This window comes from Bradyrhizobium sp. WCU1 (assembly GCF_053474805.1).
Genome location: NZ_CM130280.1, coordinates 5699924 through 5720129, shown reverse-complemented (window position 1 = coordinate 5720129; position 20206 = coordinate 5699924). Strand labels below are relative to the sequence as shown.

The 20206-nt window shown below is 62.9% G+C and carries 17 protein-coding genes and 2 pseudogenes; 7 read left to right on the top strand and 12 right to left on the bottom strand.

Features of this window, described 5'->3' with window-relative positions:
• Complete coding sequence (locus ACTUWL_RS26570; protein WP_021078940.1) at nt 1–1251, bottom strand: acetyl-CoA C-acetyltransferase; 1251 nt, start codon at nt 1249–1251, stop codon at nt 1–3.
• A 233-nt stretch (nt 1252–1484) separates the two neighbouring features.
• Nucleotides 1485–1748, bottom strand: a pseudogene (locus ACTUWL_RS26565) (helix-turn-helix domain-containing protein); the annotation flags it as partial.
• 1021 nt (nt 1749–2769) lie between these two features.
• Between ACTUWL_RS26565 and ACTUWL_RS26560 the strand changes: the two are divergent.
• The 4 genes from ACTUWL_RS26560 to ACTUWL_RS26545 all read left to right on the top strand — a co-directional run bounded on the left by ACTUWL_RS26560 (nt 2770) and on the right by ACTUWL_RS26545 (nt 7681).
• A complete protein-coding gene (locus ACTUWL_RS26560) occupies nt 2770–3321 on the top strand; it encodes a Csu type fimbrial protein (protein WP_021078942.1) in 552 nt (183 codons plus the stop codon).
• Nucleotides 3322–3344: 23 nt separating this feature from the next.
• Nucleotides 3345–4145, top strand: a complete 801-nt coding sequence (locus ACTUWL_RS26555; RefSeq protein WP_106940164.1) for a fimbrial biogenesis chaperone — start codon at nt 3345–3347, stop codon at nt 4143–4145.
• Nucleotides 4146–4185: 40 nt separating this feature from the next.
• The gene (locus ACTUWL_RS26550) at nt 4186–6591 is read left to right on the top strand and encodes a fimbria/pilus outer membrane usher protein (RefSeq protein ID WP_158267763.1); all 2406 of its coding nucleotides are present in this window, start codon (nt 4186–4188) and stop codon (nt 6589–6591) included.
• An 85-nt stretch (nt 6592–6676) separates the two neighbouring features.
• Nucleotides 6677–7681, top strand: a complete 1005-nt coding sequence (locus ACTUWL_RS26545; RefSeq protein ID WP_021078945.1) for a Csu type fimbrial protein — start codon at nt 6677–6679, stop codon at nt 7679–7681.
• Nucleotides 7682–7804: 123 nt separating this feature from the next.
• Here ACTUWL_RS26545 and ACTUWL_RS26540 read toward each other — a convergent pair whose 3' ends face one another.
• A complete protein-coding gene (locus ACTUWL_RS26540) occupies nt 7805–8788 on the bottom strand; it encodes a VOC family protein (RefSeq protein ID WP_021078946.1) in 984 nt (327 codons plus the stop codon).
• A gap of 161 nt (nt 8789–8949) precedes the next feature.
• Here ACTUWL_RS26540 and ACTUWL_RS26535 point away from each other — a divergent pair, with 161 nt between their 5' ends.
• Nucleotides 8950–9741 carry a DNA-binding transcriptional regulator gene (locus ACTUWL_RS26535; protein ID WP_021078947.1) on the top strand — a complete coding sequence of 264 codons (792 nt, stop codon included), beginning with the start codon at nt 8950–8952 and terminating at the stop codon, nt 9739–9741.
• On the opposite strand, the gene ACTUWL_RS26530 is transcribed toward ACTUWL_RS26535, so the two are convergent.
• Both ACTUWL_RS26530 and ACTUWL_RS26525 read right to left on the bottom strand, forming a co-directional pair.
• On the bottom strand, nt 9738–10919 hold the full coding sequence (locus ACTUWL_RS26530) for a cytochrome P450 (RefSeq protein WP_021078948.1): 1182 nt from the start codon (nt 10917–10919) through the stop codon (nt 9738–9740). The two genes, ACTUWL_RS26535 and ACTUWL_RS26530, sit on opposite strands and share 4 nt — an antisense overlap.
• 27 nt (nt 10920–10946) lie before the next feature.
• Nucleotides 10947–12056 carry an ABC transporter substrate-binding protein gene (locus tag ACTUWL_RS26525; protein WP_291731690.1) on the bottom strand — a complete coding sequence of 370 codons (1110 nt, stop codon included), beginning with the start codon at nt 12054–12056 and terminating at the stop codon, nt 10947–10949.
• 247 nt (nt 12057–12303) lie between these two features.
• Between ACTUWL_RS26525 and mhpA the strand changes: the two genes are divergently transcribed.
• Both mhpA and ACTUWL_RS26515 read left to right on the top strand, forming a co-directional pair.
• A complete protein-coding gene (mhpA, locus tag ACTUWL_RS26520; protein WP_021078950.1) occupies nt 12304–13818 on the top strand; it encodes a bifunctional 3-(3-hydroxy-phenyl)propionate/3-hydroxycinnamic acid hydroxylase MhpA in 1515 nt (504 codons plus the stop codon).
• Nucleotides 13819–13839: 21 nt separating this feature from the next.
• Nucleotides 13840–14685, top strand: a complete 846-nt coding sequence (locus ACTUWL_RS26515; protein ID WP_021078951.1) for a fumarylacetoacetate hydrolase family protein — start codon at nt 13840–13842, stop codon at nt 14683–14685.
• Nucleotides 14686–14822: 137 nt separating this feature from the next.
• Here the strand turns inward: ACTUWL_RS26515 and ACTUWL_RS26510 are convergent.
• The 7 genes and pseudogenes from ACTUWL_RS26510 to ACTUWL_RS26480 all read right to left on the bottom strand — a co-directional run.
• A pseudogene (locus tag ACTUWL_RS26510) lies at nt 14823–15173 on the bottom strand (TonB-dependent receptor); the annotation flags it as partial.
• Between the two features lie 8 nt (nt 15174–15181).
• The gene (locus ACTUWL_RS26505) at nt 15182–15880 is read right to left on the bottom strand and encodes a HoxN/HupN/NixA family nickel/cobalt transporter (protein WP_021078953.1); all 699 of its coding nucleotides are present in this window, start codon (nt 15878–15880) and stop codon (nt 15182–15184) included.
• Between the two features lie 34 nt (nt 15881–15914).
• Complete coding sequence (hypB, locus tag ACTUWL_RS26500) at nt 15915–16958, bottom strand: hydrogenase nickel incorporation protein HypB (RefSeq protein ID WP_035651366.1); 1044 nt, start codon at nt 16956–16958, stop codon at nt 15915–15917.
• Nucleotides 16958–17299 carry a hydrogenase maturation nickel metallochaperone HypA/HybF gene (locus tag ACTUWL_RS26495; RefSeq protein ID WP_021078956.1) on the bottom strand — a complete coding sequence of 114 codons (342 nt, stop codon included), beginning with the start codon at nt 17297–17299 and terminating at the stop codon, nt 16958–16960. Before ACTUWL_RS26495 ends, hypB begins: the two co-directional genes overlap by 1 nt.
• A gap of 10 nt (nt 17300–17309) precedes the next feature.
• Nucleotides 17310–18377, bottom strand: a complete 1068-nt coding sequence (gene hypE, locus ACTUWL_RS26490; protein WP_021078957.1) for a hydrogenase expression/formation protein HypE — start codon at nt 18375–18377, stop codon at nt 17310–17312.
• Nucleotides 18374–19507, bottom strand: a complete 1134-nt coding sequence (gene hypD / locus ACTUWL_RS26485; protein WP_021078958.1) for a hydrogenase formation protein HypD — start codon at nt 19505–19507, stop codon at nt 18374–18376. The genes hypE and hypD overlap by 4 nt, the downstream gene beginning before the upstream one ends.
• The gene (locus tag ACTUWL_RS26480; RefSeq protein ID WP_021078959.1) at nt 19504–20196 is read right to left on the bottom strand and encodes a D-sedoheptulose-7-phosphate isomerase; all 693 of its coding nucleotides are present in this window, start codon (nt 20194–20196) and stop codon (nt 19504–19506) included. Before ACTUWL_RS26480 ends, hypD begins: the two co-directional genes overlap by 4 nt.
• Nucleotides 20197–20206 lie beyond the last annotated feature (10 nt).

Genomic DNA, 20206 nt, shown 5'->3' with positions numbered 1-20206 from the left:
TCAGAGGCGTTCGATGATGATGGCGGGCGCCATGCCGCCGGCGGCACACATGGTGACCAGACCATAGCGTCCGCCGCTGCGCTCGAGCTCGTCGAGCGCGGTGCCGATCAGGATCGACCCGGTCGCGCCGATCGGGTGGCCGAGCGCGATCGAGCCTCCATTGATATTGACCTTCTCGCGATCGAGGTCGAGGTCGCGGATGAACTTCTCGGCGACGACCGCGAACGCCTCGTTGATCTCCCAGACGTCGATGTCGTTCTTGGTCAGGCCGGCCTTGGCGAGAACCTTCTTGGCCGCCGGGACCGGCGCGTTGAGCATCAAGGTCGGGTCATCACCCTGGTTGGCATAGGCCACGATGCGGCCGCGCGGCTTGAGGCCGTGCTTCTCGGCATATTCCTTCGACGTGATCAGCACCGCGGCGGCGCCGTCCACCACGCCGGAGCTGTTGCCGGCATGATGCACGCCCTTCCACTCGAGGCCCGGGTAGCGGCGCTGGATCTGCTTCTTGAAGGTCGTGCCGTTGCCGAGATCGAAATCGGCAAGCTGCTCGAAGCTCGGCTTCAGCGAAGCCAGGCCTTCGGCGGTGGTCTCGGGGCGCGGGAATTCCTCACGGCCGAGGGCGATGCTGCCATCCTCGTTGAGGACCGGGATCACCGACTTGGCGAAGCGGCCTTCATCGATTGCCCGCTTGGCGCGCTGCTGGCTGGTCAGCGCCAGGGCATCGCAGGCCTCGCGGCTGATCCCCTCGCGCGTGGCAATGGCGTCGCCGCACACGCCCTGGTGCGACTGGGGATGAATCTCGTCCAGCGCCGGGTTGCCGGAACCCATCATCCGCGCCGGCTGGCCGGCCTTGGAGCGCTCGGCAGCGAGGGTCTGCTGATAGCTCATCATCTCGGTGCCGCCGGCGATGACGCAATCTTCCATCCCCGACATCACAGAGGCTGCCGCCAGGTTCACCGAGGTGATGCCGCCGCCGCAGAAACGATCCAGCGTCGTGCCGCTGGCATTGATGTCGTAGCCGGCCGCGAGCGCCGACATGCGGCCGAGATCGCCGCCCTGCTTGCCTTCCTGGGTCGACGTCGACCAGATGATGTCGTCGACGGTCGACGTATCGAGCTTGTTGCGCGCCTTGAGCGCGGCGAGCACGGTGGCCGCCAGATGCTGCGGATGCAGGTGCGACAGCGCGCCCTTGCCCGGCTTGCCGATCCCACGCGGCGTGCGGACGGCGTCGATGATGTATGCTTCAGGCATGCGTTTCCCCCTCGTTTCAGATGTCTCGCTCAAATTGACTCGTGCCGACGTCCCAACCGTTCCGCTGCGTCTGCCGCTTCGGAATGAGATGGGTCGTCAGCGGTGTGGCGTCACGGCTCGGCAATCGCGTTGCGCTGATCTTCGAAATACTCGAAGCGCGGCACCGTGCGGAGCTCCCGCTCGTCGGCACAGGCTGGCTTGTCGCCCCCTTGCGCGAACAACGGCGCGCCGGGTGCGGCAGCGTGCGGACCGAGAGCATATTTCTGCTCTTGCGGCAGGTAGATCAACTGGCCGATCTGGGTGAGGGTCAGCGTGAGACGGGAAACCGTCGATCGGGGAAGACCGCAACGATCGGCGATTTCGCGATTGCCAAGGCGTATGCTTCGGCCTTCGAAGCAACGCACGATGTCGAATGCGCGCGACACCACCTGGATCACGCGCCGGTTGTCCGTGCCGGCGGTCTCTTGCGCCATCAGTACCTCAGATCGACGTCCCATCGTTTACGCCTCACTCCTCATTTTGCGTACGGGTGAATGAAGTCCGCCCTGGTTTGGGCGGGACGAGCCGATCCGCGACGTCGCTGTCGCGCGTGCAACACCACGCGGCGCTCGCGCGAGCGGACCTGCAGAAAGGAGCTGACCGCAGGCGGCGCCTGGTCTTCCAGACCGGTGAAGCCGCGACCGCGGGGCAAGCAGCTTCTGGTATCGATGGCCGGCCGGCATCAGGCGGATTCTTTCCCTAGGATTCAGACCTTAATTAATTGATTAATTAGTCAGGTGATTAAAGTGGGCGCCTCCCCCTGTCAACTGCGGTTGTCGCAGGGCGCCCCGCGCCCGGATGGCACCTCGGGCATCCGGCAGCCAGCTACCGATCCAGTTGCGGCCGGATCAGCGTTCGACGTTCCCGCGAACTCTGCTGCTTGCACCGCGTATCGCTCGGCGCCGAAAACCAGACGCCCAACCTGACCGGGCAGACCGACACCGCGCCTGGAGTACACCTGCTCGATGAACGGCAATCGTGTGGCCGGCGCGAGCGCGCGGAAATCGGCGAGCGCCTAGTCGCGACCGGAGTTGGCGCCCTCGTTCCCACTCATGTAGCTGGTGTGCTGTGCGAGATAACCTTGCGTCGTCGCATCCGAGCGGGATCACAAACGGATTCGGCAGCCGCATCGTATGGCAAGCGCGAGCCGGAAGCCCAGAGCCGGGAGCGAACGGCCGGCCCGTCCGCTCGGACCGCAATTGCACGACATGCGTATCCTCGCGCGCACCCGCATCGCGACACCGCATTATATCGGTTTTTGATGGGGCGATAAATTCCGATAGTTCGATCAGGCGCCGCTAAGTCTTTGCTCATTCAAAGTTTACCAAAGTTTGATGTTTTTGTTCACGACGACGGTCCGCTTGTCCGAGTCGAAAAGGCACAACCGGCCACTAGAACGAGTCGTTTGAAGGACGCCTGGGAAGCTCGCGGACCGGGAACGCGACCAGCAAGATTCTCGATCACTGTTGAAAGATTCGCATGCGCTACAACGGTGGGAAGCGACAAGTCGGGCAGGCCGCGCGAATCCGAGCGGTCGTGCTCTTCGTAGCCCTGGCATCCGGTTGTCAAAGCTCCGCCCAGGCCGGCACGTCGACCGCGAATTTGACCGTGCAGATCACCATTACCGCATCCTGCACAATCAACGCTGCAACACTCAATTTCGGGAGCGTCGCCGGAACAACGCTTGCGACCACCCTGCAATCCGGCAGCACAACAGTCTCGGTCACCTGCACCAATGGCAGCCCCTACTCCATCGCCATGGATAATGGAGCAAACGCGTCCGGCAGCCAGCGGCGGATGGCGAACGCCGGAAATTTCATCAGCTACAATCTCTTTACTGATGCGGCCCATACCAATCCCTGGACCACGGCCACCAGCAGCACAACCTGCACGACCACGAACGGCTGCTTTCTCGGCACCGGCAACGGATCGGCGCAGACGATCAACATCTACGGTAACGTTCCTGCTACCGGCACCGCGCCGAACACCGGCACCTACACGGACACGGTGGTCATGACCATCACGTACTGAGGAAAAGGCCGCAGCAGCGGCCGATGTTCCGTTGCGTTCGCGTATCGACGAATTGCCTTCCGGCTCAATTTTCGAAATCGATCGGTATTGCGATGCATCACAATTCAAATTTGCTGGCCGCATTTGCCGTAAGCCTGGCATGCATGGGCGCTGCGCATGCCACAGCGCTTCGCGTTGAACCCGTCCTCCTGGAACTGAATGCCCCGGCCGCGGCGGCGTCCCTGACGCTGCGCAATGATGACGATGCCGAGGTCGAGGTCCAGACCCGCGTGCTTCGTTGGTCGCAGTCGGAAGGCAAGGAGAGCCTTGAACCGACAACGGACGTGGTGGCATCGCCGCCAGCCGTCAGGATGGCCCCTCATTCCGACTACGTCGTGCGAGTCGTGCGGGTGTCGAAGCAACCGATCCAGGGCGAAGAAAGCTATCGTGTCATCGTCGACCAACTACCGCGAGCAGTCGGCAGGCAAAGAGGTACCGTCAATCTCCTGGTACGACAGTCGATCCCGGCGTTTTTTCGCGGCCGCGAGATCAGCCGGCCAGAGGTCTCCTGGGCGTTCCGCACCGAAGCCGGTAAACTGACCGTCGTAACCCGCAATGCCGGCGACGAGCGGCTACGAATCGCAAACCTGCGGCTCAAGGATTCCACGGGAGCCACCCTGTCCTTTGGCAACGGCCTGCTCGGCTACGTGCTCGGGCGGTCCTCCATGAGTTGGACCACGCTGAAATATCCTCAGGGTTTTGGATCCGGCGGATCCATCTCTGTCACGGCCGAAACGGACAAGGGCCCGACTCATGCGGTTATTGAGTCGCTGGCTCGTCGGTAGAAGGGGCTCAGCAGTTGTGTCCATCGCAGCACTACTCGGCATGATCCTCTATGCCGGGCGTGCTCGCGCGGGCGAAAACCAGACAAACCTGCAACTCGACGTCGTGATCAACTCGGTGCCTGCCCGAACGATCGGATCGTTCGTCCGGTTCGATAACGGTCGCATCGGAGGAACGCTGGACGAATTGGAGAGCCTCGGACTGCGTCCGCGCCGGCCGCTTCGACCGGACGAGATCATCGCGCTCGATGATATCCCGACCCTGAAGTATCGATACGAGGAGAGAACACAGCGGATATTCATCATCGTCGACGAAGCCGGGCGCAAGCCGCAGCTGCTTGACGCAGGCGGCTCCAGTGGCAACGTGCCGAGGGCGCAGGCCGATCCTGGCGCGGTGCTGAATTATGATCTGCTGACTTCAACCAGCAACATCTCGACGTCGAGATCGATCGGGCTCGCCAACACATCGCTCTTGCTCGATGCCCGCGCGTTCTCGCCTTACGGCACCGCCGAACAGTCGGCGATCATCCGCAGTGGTCCGCAGCAGCCTGCGCAGGCGACGAGGCTGAATTCGTCTTTCCAGTATTCCGACCAGGACCGGATGATCAGCTACGTCGCAGGGGATACGATCAACGGCGGACTCGCCTGGTCGCGTCCGGTCAGGATCGGCGGCTTGCAGGCCCAACGCGATTTTACCCTGCGGCCCGATCTCATTACCGCGCCGCTCGCGACGATCGGTGGTAGCGCGGCAGTGCCGTCGACCGTCGATGTCTATGTCAACAACATCAGGACATTTTCTCAGGATGTCGCGTCCGGCCCTTTCAGCGTGAACAACGTTCCGCTGATTTCGGGCGCCGGCACGACGCAGCTCGTGGTGCGGGATTCGGCAGGTCACGAAACCCGGACCTCGGCGCCGTTTTATGCGAACGCGAACCTGCTTGCGCCCGGGCTAAGCAACTGGTCGGTGGAGGCCGGATTGCCGCGCCTGTCCTACGGTTCGAGCAGCGACGTCTATGTTGGCTCGCCAGTCGGATCCGCGACCCTGCGGCGCGGCATCTACGACGGGTTGACGGCAGAGGCACACGCCGAAGGCGGAGCCGGCGTCATCAACGGCGGGATCGGTGGTGTCCTGAGGACCGGGACGATGGGTGTTGCGGCCGTGGCCCTGGCCGGCAGCGGCAGCGGCAGCGGCACGAACCGCGGCATGCAGACCTATGCATCCTACGAGACCCGGCTGTTCGACGTGAGCATTTCGGCCAGCTCGCAACACACCTTCGGCACCTATGACGACCTTGCCTCGGCCACTGCGCGATTGCAGAACATCGTGACGTTCAACGGCGGCCTGCAGAACCTGAACGGTCTGTTTAACTACCTGCCCGGCGGCGTCGCTTCGCTGTCGAACTCGTTTGCCTATGTGACGGGCATCTATGGCAGCGCCCGTGCGCCGGTCGCACTCGATCGGATCACTTTCAGCACCCCGATGCCGTTCGACTCCAGGGCCAGCCTCAGTGCAAGCTTTGTCGATCTGCGCGATGCCTCGGGCAATCGTTCGAATATTGTGACGGCTTCCTACTCGCGTTCGTTGCCGTACAATGCGTCGATATTCACCACCGTCTTCCACGATTTCGGTACCAAGAAGAATACCGGCATGTTTGCCGGTTTGAGCATGCCCCTTGGCGACTCTGCTTCGATCACGAGCGGGGTTTCAAGCGGACGGAGCGGTACAGTCGGTAGCGTCGATGCCGTCAAGTCGCTTGGGCCGGAGCCCGGCAGTTATGGCTGGCGCGTGCACGATTCCGAAGGCTCGGCAAGTTACCGGGAGGCCACAGCTTCCTACAGGTCGAGCTACGGCACCGTCCAGGCCGGCGCAAGTCAGGCCGGATCCGGCGCGGTGGGATCGCTGGAATTGCGCGGTTCGATCACGACCATGGGAGGCGGCGTTTTCCTTTCGAACTGGATCGACGACAGCTTCGCGGTGGTCACGACCGGCGTGCCGGATGTCGAGGTCCTCAACGAGAACCGCCGGGCGGGCGTCACCGATTCCCGCGGCATGTTGCTGATACCGACGCTTCGGTCCTACCAAAACAACAAGATCGCGATCGATCCGACGAACCTTCCAGTCGACAACGAAGCGGCAACGACGCATGACATCGCAGCTCCCGCCGATCGCGCCGGGATACTCGTCAGATTCGATGTCCGCAAGGAGACGACGGCCGCGCTGGTTACCTTTGTTGGACCTGACAATCGTGTTCTGCCGGCCGGCGCCGTCGGCCGCATGACCGGTGGAGGAGAGTTTGTCGTCGGCTATGACGGACAGGCCTACATCAAGGGACTGTCGTCAACGAACGAAGTCGAGATCGACCTGGCCGAAATGCGCTGCCGTACAACGTTTGGGTTTGTCCCGAAGCCCGGCGAACAGGTCCGGATCCCCGGAGTGGTGTGCCGATAATGCAGTCGTTCATCCGCGAACAGCGGCTCCGCAATTTAACCGCCTATAATCAGTTCCGATTAACTCGCATTGTGAGATTGAGATCGTGGTCATCGGCTTGAAGCGAACCCTGCTCTTGGCCCTGTTCTTGGCCCTGCTCCTGCAGCTTGCGGCATCATTTTCGGCTCACGCCCAAAGCTGCTCCGTTACCTCGGCGTCGGGCAACTACGGATCGGTCGACATTCTGGCCGGCGGCGCCGTCGATACGACCTCGACCTTTACCGTGACGTGCAGCGGCTGTGCCCTCGGCTGCACGGTCAATGCGTGTGTGCAATTCAACCAGGGGGCGCCCAACAGCAGCAATTCGGTTCGATCGCTGGGAAGTGGCGCGAATGCGGCAATCCACGAGCTGTATTCGGATTCAGGGCGCACGCAGGTCTGGGGATCCTGGGGATACGGAACCACCGCGTATGGCTCCGGCGGCGTCAGCATCAATCTGAGTCTTCCACTTTTGGGCGGACCCGCGCAACAAAGTCTGACTGTCTATGGGCGCTTCCTGGCCAATCAGCAGGCAACGATACCCGGAACCTACGTCTGGAGCACGACGTCTCCGGTCGTCGCCTACGCGGCCTATCTTCTGGCAAGCCCGAATTGCTCATCGAATCCGGGAACGACGACAAATGCCGGCGCCTCGCCCTGGACGGCGACAATCGCCGGAAATTGCATTGTTTCGACAACCCCACTCAATTTCGGCAACGCTTCGCTGTTGACGTCAAACATTGACGGCGTTGGAACGATTTCAGTGAAGTGCACCAATACGACCCCGTACTCGATCGGTCTCGATAACGGAGTGAACCCAAGCGGCAGCCAGCGGCGCATGCAGGCAGGTTCGAGCTTCATCACATACAATCTCTATACCGACGCGGCCCGGACCAGCGCCTGGACAAGTACGACATCCGCCACGACCTGCACTTCTGGTGCCAGTACCTGTGTCCTTGGTACAGGAACAGCGTTGAACCAGAATGTTTCAGTCTATGGGCGCGTTCCGCCGCAGACCTCACCACCCGCCGGAAGCTACGCGGACACCATCGTCGTCACCGTGACCTTCTAGCCAGCCTGGTTTTCCGGATGGAGTAGCTGGGCCTGGTTCGCGCACCGTGGGAATGGGCGCGGCGAGAACGGCGATAGCCGGCGTGCATGAACGACCGAGGTTGTACCGATGCCAGCGCGGAGGCTATTCCCGAGCAACTACGGCATCGAGCCACGCGCAGTTCAGAGGCGGCACGACTGGATCCGGCACGCGTACGCCGCGCTGCGCCGCATCGATCCGCATGTCACGTAGGCGCTTGCGCTGTTCATCGGGCATATAGAGCCGCTCATGCCCCCAGAGCGATGGCCCATCAAACGTCTCATGCGGTTGCCAGGTAACCGGGTCGATGACGCGAGCTCCCCAACCGTATTCGATGAAGAAGCCCGACGGCGTGTTTACGTAAAACGACGTCATGTGATCGTTGGTGTGTCGTCCCAAGGTATAGGCGACCCGCCCGTCATCCAGCTGCGCAAGATCGTAGCATTGACCAACGTCGTCGAGGGTGCCGAGTTCGACCATGAAGTGGTGCAGCGCTTTCCGGCCGGAGCCCACCATCGCAAAGCTGTGATGGCGTCCGTTCACATGGAAAAAATACAGGCTGTAGGGCTTGAGCCCGAAATCGGACACGTGGAAGCCGAGCACGTCGCGATAGAACGGCAGCAGAAGATCGACGTCCTCGACGTTCAGGACGACGTGTCCCATTCCGAGGGCGCCGGTGCGGAAGCCGGAGATCGGCCTCCCCGGTCGGAACGGATCCGTCGCGAGGGACGGCTCGCAGAACGCCTCAAGCCGGTTGCCAGCGGGGTCGGCGAACTGGATCAAGTCGCGAACGTGCCGTTCATCGGCCAGCGCGCGCGATCCGCGCGTGACTACGACACCATGGCTTTCCAACCTGGCGGCGAGACGATCAAGCTCCGCTGGGGTCGGAACTTCCCAGCCCATCACCGCAAGACCGGAGTCGTTGCCGCCGTCGACGATCAGACGTTGCCTGCGGTCGTCCATCCGGAAAGCCCGCGTCTTTCCGCCGCGATCGATCTGCTGCATGCCGAGCAGCTTCGTCGCCATGTGGCTCCACTGCTCCAGCTGCGAGGAGCCTATGCCGATGTAGCCGAGTGCGGAAATCTCCATACAGGTTCCTTAAGTGTGTTCTTCGCACGCGTTGGTCGCGCGCGGCCCCTTCGCCGGAGTTTGATGCCGACGCGGCGCGATCGTGCCCAAAGCCTTGCGGCCGCATCGCATTTGCAGCATCGTGAGCCTGCGTACCCGGCGGCACAAGGACGAAAATAGAAATGTCCAAGGAGCGGACGAGCGACGGACGGCCGAAAGCCTCGGCGGGGGTCCGCGCCTTCAAGCGCGGGCTGGACGTCCTCACCGAGGTCAACAGGTCCGGCGGCGTGAGGGCCGCAGACGTGGCGCGCGCGCTCGATCTTCCCCGGCCGACCGTCTACCGGCTGCTCGAGACCTTGGAGGAACTCGGCTATATCGCTCGTTCGGCGAGCGACGACCGCTATCGCGTGACTCGGTTGGCCTCCAGCCTCGGGGACGGCTACAATCCCAGCGTCGTCATCTGCCAGGCGGCGGCGCCCTACCTCAACGAGTTGAGCAAGACTCTCGTCTGGCCCGTCGACCTTTCCACCTATGAGAACGCCGCGATGGTGGTCCAGGAGACCACCCATTCTCGCAGTCCAATGTCGATCGACCGCGGGATGATCGGCAAACGCCTACCCATCCTTCGGACATCGGCCGGTCGAGCCTATCTGGCGGCCTCGGCGGAGCGCGAGCGAAACTTGATCGTCAATCATTTGCGGCGGATCGATGAGGCGGATGACCGCCCCTTCCTCGGCGGCGACTGGCTCGAACGCATGATCGCGGAGACCCGTGAGCGGGGTTACGGAGTCCGCAACGAGGGAGAATACAATCCCAAGACGGCATCGATCGCGGTGCCGATCGTCCGGGACGAGGCCGTCTTCGGCTGCATTTCGATCATATGGATCCGTTCCGCCCTTTCTCTAGAGGACGCGGTTTCGCAGTTCGTGATGCCAATGCGCCAAGCTGCGGCCGCAATCACGATCGACGGCTAATTCACCCTTACGGGTAGAGAAGCCAGGCCACGCAGCACGTTGTTCAGGGCGAGCACGGGTTCACCGATATCGAAGCTGCGCACCTTCTCGACGAGGACTTCGAGAAGAGCCGTCATTTCGAGACGGGCGAGATGCAGGCCGGCGCACATGTGCGTGCCGTTTCCGAAACCAAGATGGTCGTTGGCGCGCCGGCGCACATCGAACTTCTCCGGATCTTGCCATTTGCGCTCGTCACGGTTGGCCGACGCATACAGCAGCAGCACCCGGCTTCCTGCTGGAACAAGCGCATCGCCGAGGGCAGCGTTCGAGGCAGCATGACGCGTGAAGCCCCGGATCGGAGACTCCAGGCGGAGGGCTTCGTTGATGGCATTCGGGATCAGCTTAGGATCATTGCGGACAAGCTCCCATTGATCCGGATGTCTGCCGAACAACAGGATCAGATTAGCCGTCGCGAAGATCGTCGTGTCCAGGCTGGGCCCGAGATAGTCCCGCATCAGGACGGGACAACGCTCCGGCTCGACCTCGCCACGATCGGCGGCCTCGAAAATGCGCCTGCCCCAGCTCCCGGGCAGCAACCGTTCGCGCATATCCGGAACGCTCAGGTAGGAGCGCATCTCGCGAAAATCCGTCATGGCGGCGCAGCCACGTTCGTTCATCGTGCCCAGCACGTTGAACGTGGCCGACGCCCACCTGAGCATGCTGCCCCGGCCGTAGTCTTCGAGGCCGACCAACTTGGACACGATCGTGAGCGGCAAGTGTTGCGCCAGATCCGTCACCGCGTCGAATTGCTCCTGCTCGACGAGGTCATCAACGAGCCGTCTTGCTTCCGCCCGGATCTGTGGACCGATCTCTTCGAGAGCTCGGGGCGAAAGAGGAGCGCCGATGATCGCCCGGAGCCGGTCATGCAAGGGGGCGTCGCTCGCAAGAGTCGTGCCCCGCGCCATTTCGTTGACGGTGCCGTTGGCTGCGACGCCCTCCGCGGACGAGAAGACGGTCGGATTCCTCAACGCTGCTCGGACGTCATCGAAGCGACCCACGGCATAGAGATCGTGTCGAGGAAGCCAGACGGCGGCGCCGCGCGCCCTGATAGCTCGATAGTGAGGATAGGGGTCGCGAAGAACCTCGTCGCTGTAGAGATCGACGTCGTAGGTGGGCGCGTCCAGATCGGCTATGCTCATGATGTTCCGTCCGCTTGGATGCTGGTGTCAGCGCACCGCGACCCACTCGCCCTTTTCGAGCTTGCCCAGAACCAAAGCACTCTGGTCCAACCCCGTGTGGTCGTCGGGTCCGTAATTGTAGACGCCTCGTGACCCGGCAACGCCCTTCAAGGATTCGATCGCGCCTCTCAGGGCCTGTCTGAACTCGGGCGTACCCGGCTCGGCGGTCTTCAGAGCGATCGGGGCGGCCTTCTCGAGCAACAGCAAGGCATCGTAGGCCGTTCCCGCGAAGATGTTGCGGCTTCCCGGCCCGAACTTCGCTTCGTAGCGCTGGATGAACTCCAGTGCGGACTTCTTCGCGGGATATTCGTCGGGGAAGGACGCGGCCCCGACGGCGGGGCTCAGTGGAACGAAGATGCCGTCGCCTTGGGCACCTGTGAGCTTCTTGAAATCGCCGAATGTCGCGCCGAGCGTGCCGTAGATCTGACCATCGTACCCCTTCTCGCGCAATTGCAATAGCGGAAGCGCCGCCGGCGCACCCGAGGCCGCGATCAGAACGGCATCCGGACCGGCTGCGAGGATCTTCAATATCTGTCCCACCACCGTCGTGTCGGTCCGGGCGTACTTCTCGTTCGCGACGAGCTCGATGCCGGCGGCCTTGGCCATGTCGGCGCTGACCTTGCTCCAGGCGTCGCCATAGGAGTCGCCAAAACCGATCAGGGCCAGCTTCTTCACCCCGGACTTCTTCATGTTCGCGAACAGCGGCGTTGCTTCGTGATCGTCGTTGGTTGTGGTCTTGAACACCCAACGCCGCCTGGCGTCGATCGGTGCGACGAGCGCATTGACTGGCGCGAGCGTGATCATAGGCGTCTCGTACTCGACCGCCGGCTCGATGACCGCGAAGGAGCCCGGCGTGGTGGTCGGCCCGATCAGCAGGTCTATCTTGCTCTCCTCATGCAGCTTGCGCAGCGCCGACACGGCGGCCGTAGCGTCAGAAGCTTCATCGAGGAATAGATAGTTGACCTTCTTCCCTGCGATCTCGGCGGGACCGAAGGCCGTGCCGTTGCGCTCGGCGTTGCCGATGGCTGCGGCGGGGCCCGTCGCGGACAAAAGGATCCCGACGTTGATGTCGGCGGCAAAGCTCGGCGCAGCGAACAATTGCGCAACAAGACATGCACTCAGCACGGATCGCAGCATCGTCGTTTCCTCCGCCTTGGACTGCCTCGGCAGACCGGCCTTATTGGCTTTGCTTCCTCCCTAGCGAAACCGGATTGCCCGCGAGTAGCATTATCGCGAAGCTGTCCGGCTGGCGGACAAGCCACCGAGCAGCGCAGCCTCGTCCGCTGCGCGGACAGTTGGCGACTCGATGTTGAAAGTGGAGCGCGGCTGAGAAACAGATGGCGTCATGCAGGATGGATCCGCTTCCCAGAGCTATGATGTCGTGATCGTCGGCCGCGGGCCCGTCGGGGCCACGCTCGCCAATCTGCTCGGCCTATGCGGCGTGCGGACGCTAGTGCTGGAGCGCGAAGCCCGCGCCCACCATCTCCCGCGCGCTGTACACTTCGACGACGAATGCATGCGCGTGTTCCAGACCATCGGTCTGGCCGATGCGATCCTGCCGCAGGTGATCCTCAGCCCCGGCATGCTCTTTCTCGACGCCAACGGCCGCATGCTGCTGGATTGGTCGCGTCCGCTGACGCTCACCCCGCAGGGCTGGAATCTCAGCTATCGCTTTCATCAGCCCGATCTTGAGGAGGTGCTGATCGGCGGCCTGCAGCGTTGGCCGCACGTGACGATGCGCAACCGATGCGACGTGTTCGCTCTCGACCAGGACGAGACCGGCGTGCGCGTGCGCTACGAAGACCTCTCCAACGGGCAGCTCGCCGAGGTGCGCGCTGGGTATGTGATCGGCTGCGACGGCGCCCGCTCGCTGGTGCGCCGCTTCATCGGCTCCGGCATGGACGATCTGGGTTTCCACGAACGCTGGCTCGTGGTCGACGTTCTGCTGAAGCGAGCTCGCGACGATCTCGGCGATTACAGCCTGCAGCATTGTGATCCCCGGCGGCCCGCCACCTATGTGCGCGGCACCGGCACGCGCCGCCGCTGGGAGATCACGGTTCTGCCCGACGAGGTTTCACAAGAGGTCACCCAGCCGGCGAAGGTCTGGGAGCTGCTGTCGCGCTGGATCACGCCCGAGGATGCCGAGCTTGAGCGCGCCGCTGTCTACACCTTCCATTCCACCATCGCGCAGAAATGGCGCGACGGCCGCCTGCTGCTCGCAGGTGATTCAGCCCACCAGACCCCGCCCTTCCTGGGTCAGGGAATGTGCGCCGGCATCCGCGACGCCGCAAACCTCGCCTGGAAGCTCAGCGCGATCCTTGGCCGCCATGCCGACGGCCGCCTGCTCGATACCTATCAGAGCGAGCGCCAGCCGCATGTCCGCGAATTCGTCGAGCTCGCCATCCGGCTCGGCGGCTTGATCAACACCAAGGCAGTCGAAGCCGGCCTCGCCGCCGGCCGGGCTCGCGAGAAGGCGCCAGTCAAGCTCGAGGTGAAGAAGCCCCTGCTCGGCCCCGGCCTTGCGCCGTCGGATCTGCCTTTGGCCGGGCATCTCGCGCCGCAATTCACTATGCCCGACGGCCGTCGCAGCGACGACGCCATCGGCTACGCCTACGTCCTGCTCACCGAGGCCGCCGGCGTCATCCCGTCCCCGTTGCAACGCGCGTTCGGCGATGCCGGCGTGTCGATCATCACTGGCGACACGACCGCGGGCGTCGGCACTTGGTTGCGCGACAACGGCCTCAAAGCCGCTCTCGTCCGGCCTGACCGCTACGTACTCGGTACCGCCCGAAACGACGCGGAACTCGAACGGCTCGCCGCCGCCATCAACCATCCCACCCACGTGCCGTCCGCGGCCTGAACACATTCGCTAGGATATCTTATGAAGCTGCTTTCTTTCGTCGCCGACGGCCGTGCCTCCTTTGGCGCCGTCAAGGACAACGGCGTCGTCGATCTCGGTGCGCGCATGCCCGAATGCGCCTCGCTACGGCAGTTGCTCGAGACCAACCGCGTCGCCGAAGCGACCGCATTGGTCGCAGCCAACGCGGCCGACCGCGCGATCGACAAGATCGCCTTCGCGCCGGTCATCCCGGACCCCGGCAAGATCATCTGTGTCGGTCTTAACTACCGGGACCATGTCGCCGAGACCGGCCGCACCGTCACCGAGAAGCCGGCGCTGTTCGCGCGCTTCGCCTGCAGCCAGGTCGGCCACATGCAGCCGATCGTCAGGCCGAAGGTCAGCGACAATTTCGACTATGAGGGCGAGCTCGCGCTGGTGATCGGCAAGGAAGGACGCCACATCCCGGCCGGCCAAGCGCTCGACCATGTCGCAGGCTACGCCTGCTACAACGAGGGCAGCGTCCGCGACTGGCAGCGGCATACCAGCCAGTTTCTTTCCGGCAAGACCTTTGCCAACAGCGGCAGCTTCGGCCCTTGGCTGGTGACGAGGGACGAAATCCCCGATCCGTCAAAGCTCACGTTGCAGACCCGCCTCAACGGCACCGTCGTGCAGCACACGACGACCGATCTGTTGATCACCGGAATCCCCGAGCTGATCACCTACATCTCTACGATCTGCCCGCTGGTCCCCGGTGACGTCATCGTCACGGGCACGCCCGGCGGTGTCGGTTTGAAGCGCACGCCGCCGCTATGGATGAAGCCCGGTGACACTGTCGAGGTCGAAATCTCCGGGATCGGCGTCCTCCAGAACTCCGTGATCGCTGAGTAAAGCACCGGCCTGGCTGACTCGCTCCGGTCCCGATCCGGAGCGGGTTGTACCCCCGATCACCAAGCGGCGTAGTCAGGCACGTGCCTTAGAGGAGTCACATGATCAGTAATATCCGATCATCGATCGACGATGCGCTAGAAATCTCCGCGCAGGCCGACCGTGGTGCGCAGCCGGTCGGCCCAGCGCACCGTGTTCCGCGCATAGACGCCGACCGATGCTTCGCTGACCTTGTCACTCCTGACATTGGCAAGGACGCTGCGCTGCCAGGCATCGGTCAGGGCCAGTGCGATATCGTCGTAGCGCGTCTGCATCCCGAAAGTCGTCTCCATCGAAAGGCCAGCGAAGGAGCCGAGCAACGTGCGCGAGGCGTTGACGCCAAGCATCACGCGGTCGTCATGCTGATGGAATTGATCGCCAAGCACCGGATTGGTCAGGAAACAGGTGAAGTCGTTGAACAGGTCGAGCTGGCTCTTCACCACATAGGCATTGACGCAATTCATCCTACCGACGCCGTTGAGTAGATCGTCATCGCACCAATCCCGATGGTGACCGCGCCTACCAGACATTGCAGGCTACGATTGGCCCAGGTCAGCGACCGTGCGGAAACCGCAAGCGGTACCGCGATGAGAGTCGACAAGGCGCCCATCCCGAGCATCGAACCGATGCCAAACAGCAGAACGTAGAAAATCCCGTAGACGGGATCTTTCGCCTGCGCGATTGCAAGGACGAGAAGCGCAGCCGAACCAGCCATCCCATGCATCAAGCCGACCAGCAGCGAGCGCCAGCGGAAACCATGCTGATGTTCGTGCGAACTCTTCTGATGGGGGATCGGTTCATTGACGTGGCTGTGGACATGGAAGTGTTCCGTACCGTCGTCATGGCCGTGCTGGTGAAAATGCACGCCGTCGCACCACAGTCGCCAAAGAACGTGGGCACCCAGGCCGACCAGCATCACGCCCACCGCAGTCTCGAGCGGGCGCGCCAATTGCTCCGGAATTGCGTGACCAATCACGATCGCGGCACCGGCAAAGACGAACAAGGTCAGCGTGTGGCCAAGTCCCCACGTCAGACCGTGCTTGACGATATCACTGACATCGGTCCGCCGGGCAGCAATGCTCGACACCGCCGCGATATGATCGGCTTCGAGCGCATGCTGCATTCCGAGCAAGAAACCGAGTCCAAGGACCCCGAACATGCGCTCTCCGATTTCGTTTGATGGACAAGTCCCCTCAGGCGAACGCGGATTCGCGGCTCTTCACGAGTTCGCCGCGCAGCCAGCCATACCAGTCCAGCAGACCCTCGCCGCTCCGTGCGGACACCTGAAACACCCTGATATCCGGATTGACCTCGCGGGCGTTGGCGATGGCACGGGCCACGTCGAAATCGACGTGAGGCAACAGATCGGTTTTGTTGAGGATCATGAGCTCGGCCGCGCGGAACATATGCGGATATTTCAGCGGCTTGTCCTCTCCTTCAGTCACTGAGAGAATGACGATCTTGGCTCGCTCGCCGAGATCGAACATCGCCGGGCAGACGAGGTTTCCGACGTTCTCGATCATGACGACGGAGCCTGACGCAGGCCTCAACGCCGCGAGGCCACGTGCCACCATGTCGGCCTCGAGATGGCATCCAGCGCCGGTATTGACCTGCACGGCAGGCGCACCCGCAGCCCGAATCCGCTCGCCATCGTTCACGGTCGCCTGGTCCCCCTCGATCACATAGAGCTTGAGCTCACCCTGGAGATCGCGAATCGTTCGCTCCAGCAGCGTGGTCTTGCCGGCTCCCGGCGAACTGACCAGGTTCAGCGCGAGAATTTCCCGGCCTGCGAACCAGGCCCTGTTCTTCGCCGCCAGCGCATCGTTCTTGGCGAGGATGCGCGTCTCGAGTTCAACGACACTGTCGTCTGCATGCGAGTGATGGTCGTGATCGTGGCCGTGGTCATGATGCCCGTCATCGTGGGCGTGGCTGTGCCTCGTGCCATCGGCATGAGCATGATCGTGCTCGTGAGCATGGCTGTGATCATGTTCGCCGTGGGCATGGCTATGGCGGGTCCCGTCGGCGTGGACGTGATCATGCCGGTAGGAGTGACCGTGCTGATGATCGTGGCCATGGTCATGATGGTGGCTGTGCCGGGTGCCATCAGCGTGAACGTGGTCATGCTCATGGTGATGTCCGTGATCGTGTGAATGCGCGCCCATCGTCATCGTCTCCCCGGTCTGAAGGTTGTGGATGGTGGCTCCGGTCTTGTCTCCGCACCCGCAATGTCCGCACATCAGGCGATCCCCGCTTCGAGTTCCATGCTCTTGATGTTCAATTCCTCACCCTGCAATCGTGTCAGCCGGTTTGAACCGCAGGGGCAGGAAGCAAACAGCGTTTCGGTGACGAATTCGACGCCGCAGCCGTTGCAACGCGCTCTGCCCTCGACCTGCCTGATCTCAAGCGTTGCGCCTTCGAGCGCCGTTCCCTGTGCAACGGTCTCGAAGCAGAACACGATCGCGTCTGCCATCACGCCCGACAATTTTCCGATCTCGAGCGTCACACGCCGGACGCGGCGCCCTTTTGCGGCATCGCCGACGATGGCGACGATGTTCCTGCTGATGCCGAGTTCATGCATGGCGATACCCTCAGCAGATCCGGGGCAACTGCTCGCCAACCAGCATGTCGACGATTCGCCGCCCTCCGAACACGGTCCGCATAGTGACGCGGCCCGGCTCCCCATGATCGATGCGCCCAATGATCGCAGAGCACGCACCGAGCGGATGCGCTCGCATCGCCGCCAGCGCTGCGTCGGCCTGCTCCGGCGGCGCGATCACCACGATCTTGCCTTCATTGGCGAGATAGAGCGGATCAAGCCCCAGGATCTCGCAGAATGCCTTGACTTCCTCGCGGATCGGCGTGCCGACCTCGTCGATCTCGATCGCGACCCGCGAAGCATCGGCGATCTCGTTAAGGACGGTCGCAAGCCCGCCCCGCGTCGCATCGCGCAGAAAGCGGATGCCGGGCGCGGCCGTCAGCAACCTGTCGATCAGGCCATGCAGGCAGGCGCAATCGCTTTCGATCAAAGTGTCGAGCGCCATATCGCCGCGCGCGCACAGGATCGCCGCGCCATGATCACCGAGCAGTCCGTTGACGAGCACGACGTCGCCCGGCATGGCCATATCGACGCCGAGCGCGACCCCTTTTCGAATCATGCCGATTCCCGTCGTAGTGATGAACAGTTTGTCGCACGCCCCGCGCTGCACCACCTTGGTGTCGCCGGTGACAATCTGTACGCCGGCCTGCATTGCCGTCCTCGCCATCGAGAAAGCAACCCGGCGCAGCACATCGACGCGCGTCCCCTCTTCAACGATGACGGCGCAGGACAGATAAAGCGGAGTCGCCCCGCCGACCGCGAGATCGTTGACCGTTCCACACACCGCGAGCTCGCCGATATCGCCGCCGGGAAAGAACAGCGGATCGACCACAAATGAATCCGTCGTGAACGCCAGCCTGTCGCCGTGGCTTGCAAGCCCGGCGAGGTCGATCCGGGCTTGGTCTTCCAGCGGTGCCAGCGCGCGATTGTCGAATGCGGCGACGAACACGTCGTCGATCAGGTCCTTCATCGCCTTGCCGCCGCCGCCATGCGCAAGCGTCACCGTGTCGACGTTGACCTTGCCGCGCCGGCGGGAACGGATAAACGGTGCGACGTTCATACCGCCTCCTCCTTGTAGCGCTCGACCCCGCCATACTGGTAGTACGCCGCACAAGCCCCCTCCGAGGACACCATCAGCGCGCCGAGCGGCGTTTCAGGCGTGCAGGCCGAGCCGAATACCTTGCATTGCCAGGGTTTGATCACGCCCTTCAGCACTTCACCGCATTGGCACGACTTCGGATCCGCGATCTTCGCGTTCGGGATTGCGAATTTCTGCTCGGCGTCGAAATGCGCATAGGCCTTGCGCAGCCTGACGCCCGAATGATCGATCGAGCCGAGCCCACGCCACTCGAAGAACTCGCGCAGCTCGTAGACCCGCGAGACGGCCCGCAACGCCGGGGCATTGCCGCCATCAGGCACAATGCGCGCATACTGGTTCTCGATATCGGTCCGACCGTCCTTGATCTGTTTCAACACCATCCAGATCGATTGCAGGATGTCGAGCGGTTCGAAGCCGGCAATCACCATCGGCTTCCGGTAGAATTTTGCGATGAACTCGTAAGGCGCGGTGCCAATCACCATCGAGACGTGACCGGGCCCGAGGAAGCCATCGAGCTGCAGGCCCGGGCTGTCGAGAATCGCCTTGATGGTCGGCACGATCGTAATGTGATTGCAGTACACCGAAAAATTGCCAATGCCTTCTGCTTCCGCCTGAAGGATTGTCAACGCAGTCGACGGCATCGTGGTCTCGAAGCCGAGCCCGAAGAACACCACCTCGCGGTCCGGATTGTTGCGCGCCAGCGCCAGCGCGTCCATCGGCGAGTACACCATCCGCACATCGGCGCCCTCGGCCTTGGCCTGCAGCAGACTCTTCTTCGAGCCGGGCACCCGCATCGCATCACCGAACGTGGTGAAGATGACGTTCGGATGTTCGGCGATCGACACGCAGTCGTCGACGCGGCCCATCGGCAGCACACAGACCGGGCAGCCCGGTCCGTGGATCAACCCGATCTCCTTGGGCAGCATCCCTTCGAGGCCGTAGCGGAAGATCGAATGGGTATGACCGCCGCAGACTTCCATGATGTAGAGCGGCCGCTCCGCTGGCATCCGCATGGTCGCGACCAGCGCCTCGATCTCCTTGATCAAGACCCGCGCCTTGCCGCTGTCACGAAATTCGTCGAGATACTTCATGCGGCGGCTCCCTTGGTGGCTGCCGAGCCGCGGTCGTCGGCCAGCAGCGTGTGAACCAGGTCCCACAGGATGTGATAGGCCGCGACGTGACATTCCTGGACACGGTGGATCGACGTGGTCGGAACGACCAGACAGAAGTCGACCGCACCCGACGACTTCATCTTTCCGCCATCGCCGCCGGCGAGCCCGATGGTGACGAGGCCCATTTCCTTTGCCTTGGCGAACGCCGACATCAGATTCGCAGAATTTCCGCTGGTGGAAATGCCGATCAGCGCATCTCCTGCCCTCGCCTGCGCCAGCAACTGACGGACGAAGACGTGCTCGAAGCCGAGATCGTTGCCGACCGCCGAGATCATCGCGAGATCCGCCACCAGATTAGTGGCCGCAAGCGCTGGACGTCCGGCCGTGATCGGATGCACGAATTCCACCGCGACGTGAGAGGCATCGCAACTCGAGCCGCCATTGCCCATCGAAAACATGCGTCCCCCACCGCGATAAACGTTGGCCAGCGCCTTGGCGGCCGCAACGAGGATGGGCGCATGCTCTCCGAAGAAGCGCGCATTGGTGTTGCGGGAATCGCGGGCCTTCTCCTCGACCGAATGCAACAGCATCTCGTCGAGCCGCGCCGGCGCTTGGGGCTGGCCGTGCAGGAAAGGATAGAGCGCCTGGAGGTCAGCATCGTTTGACATGGTCAAAGCC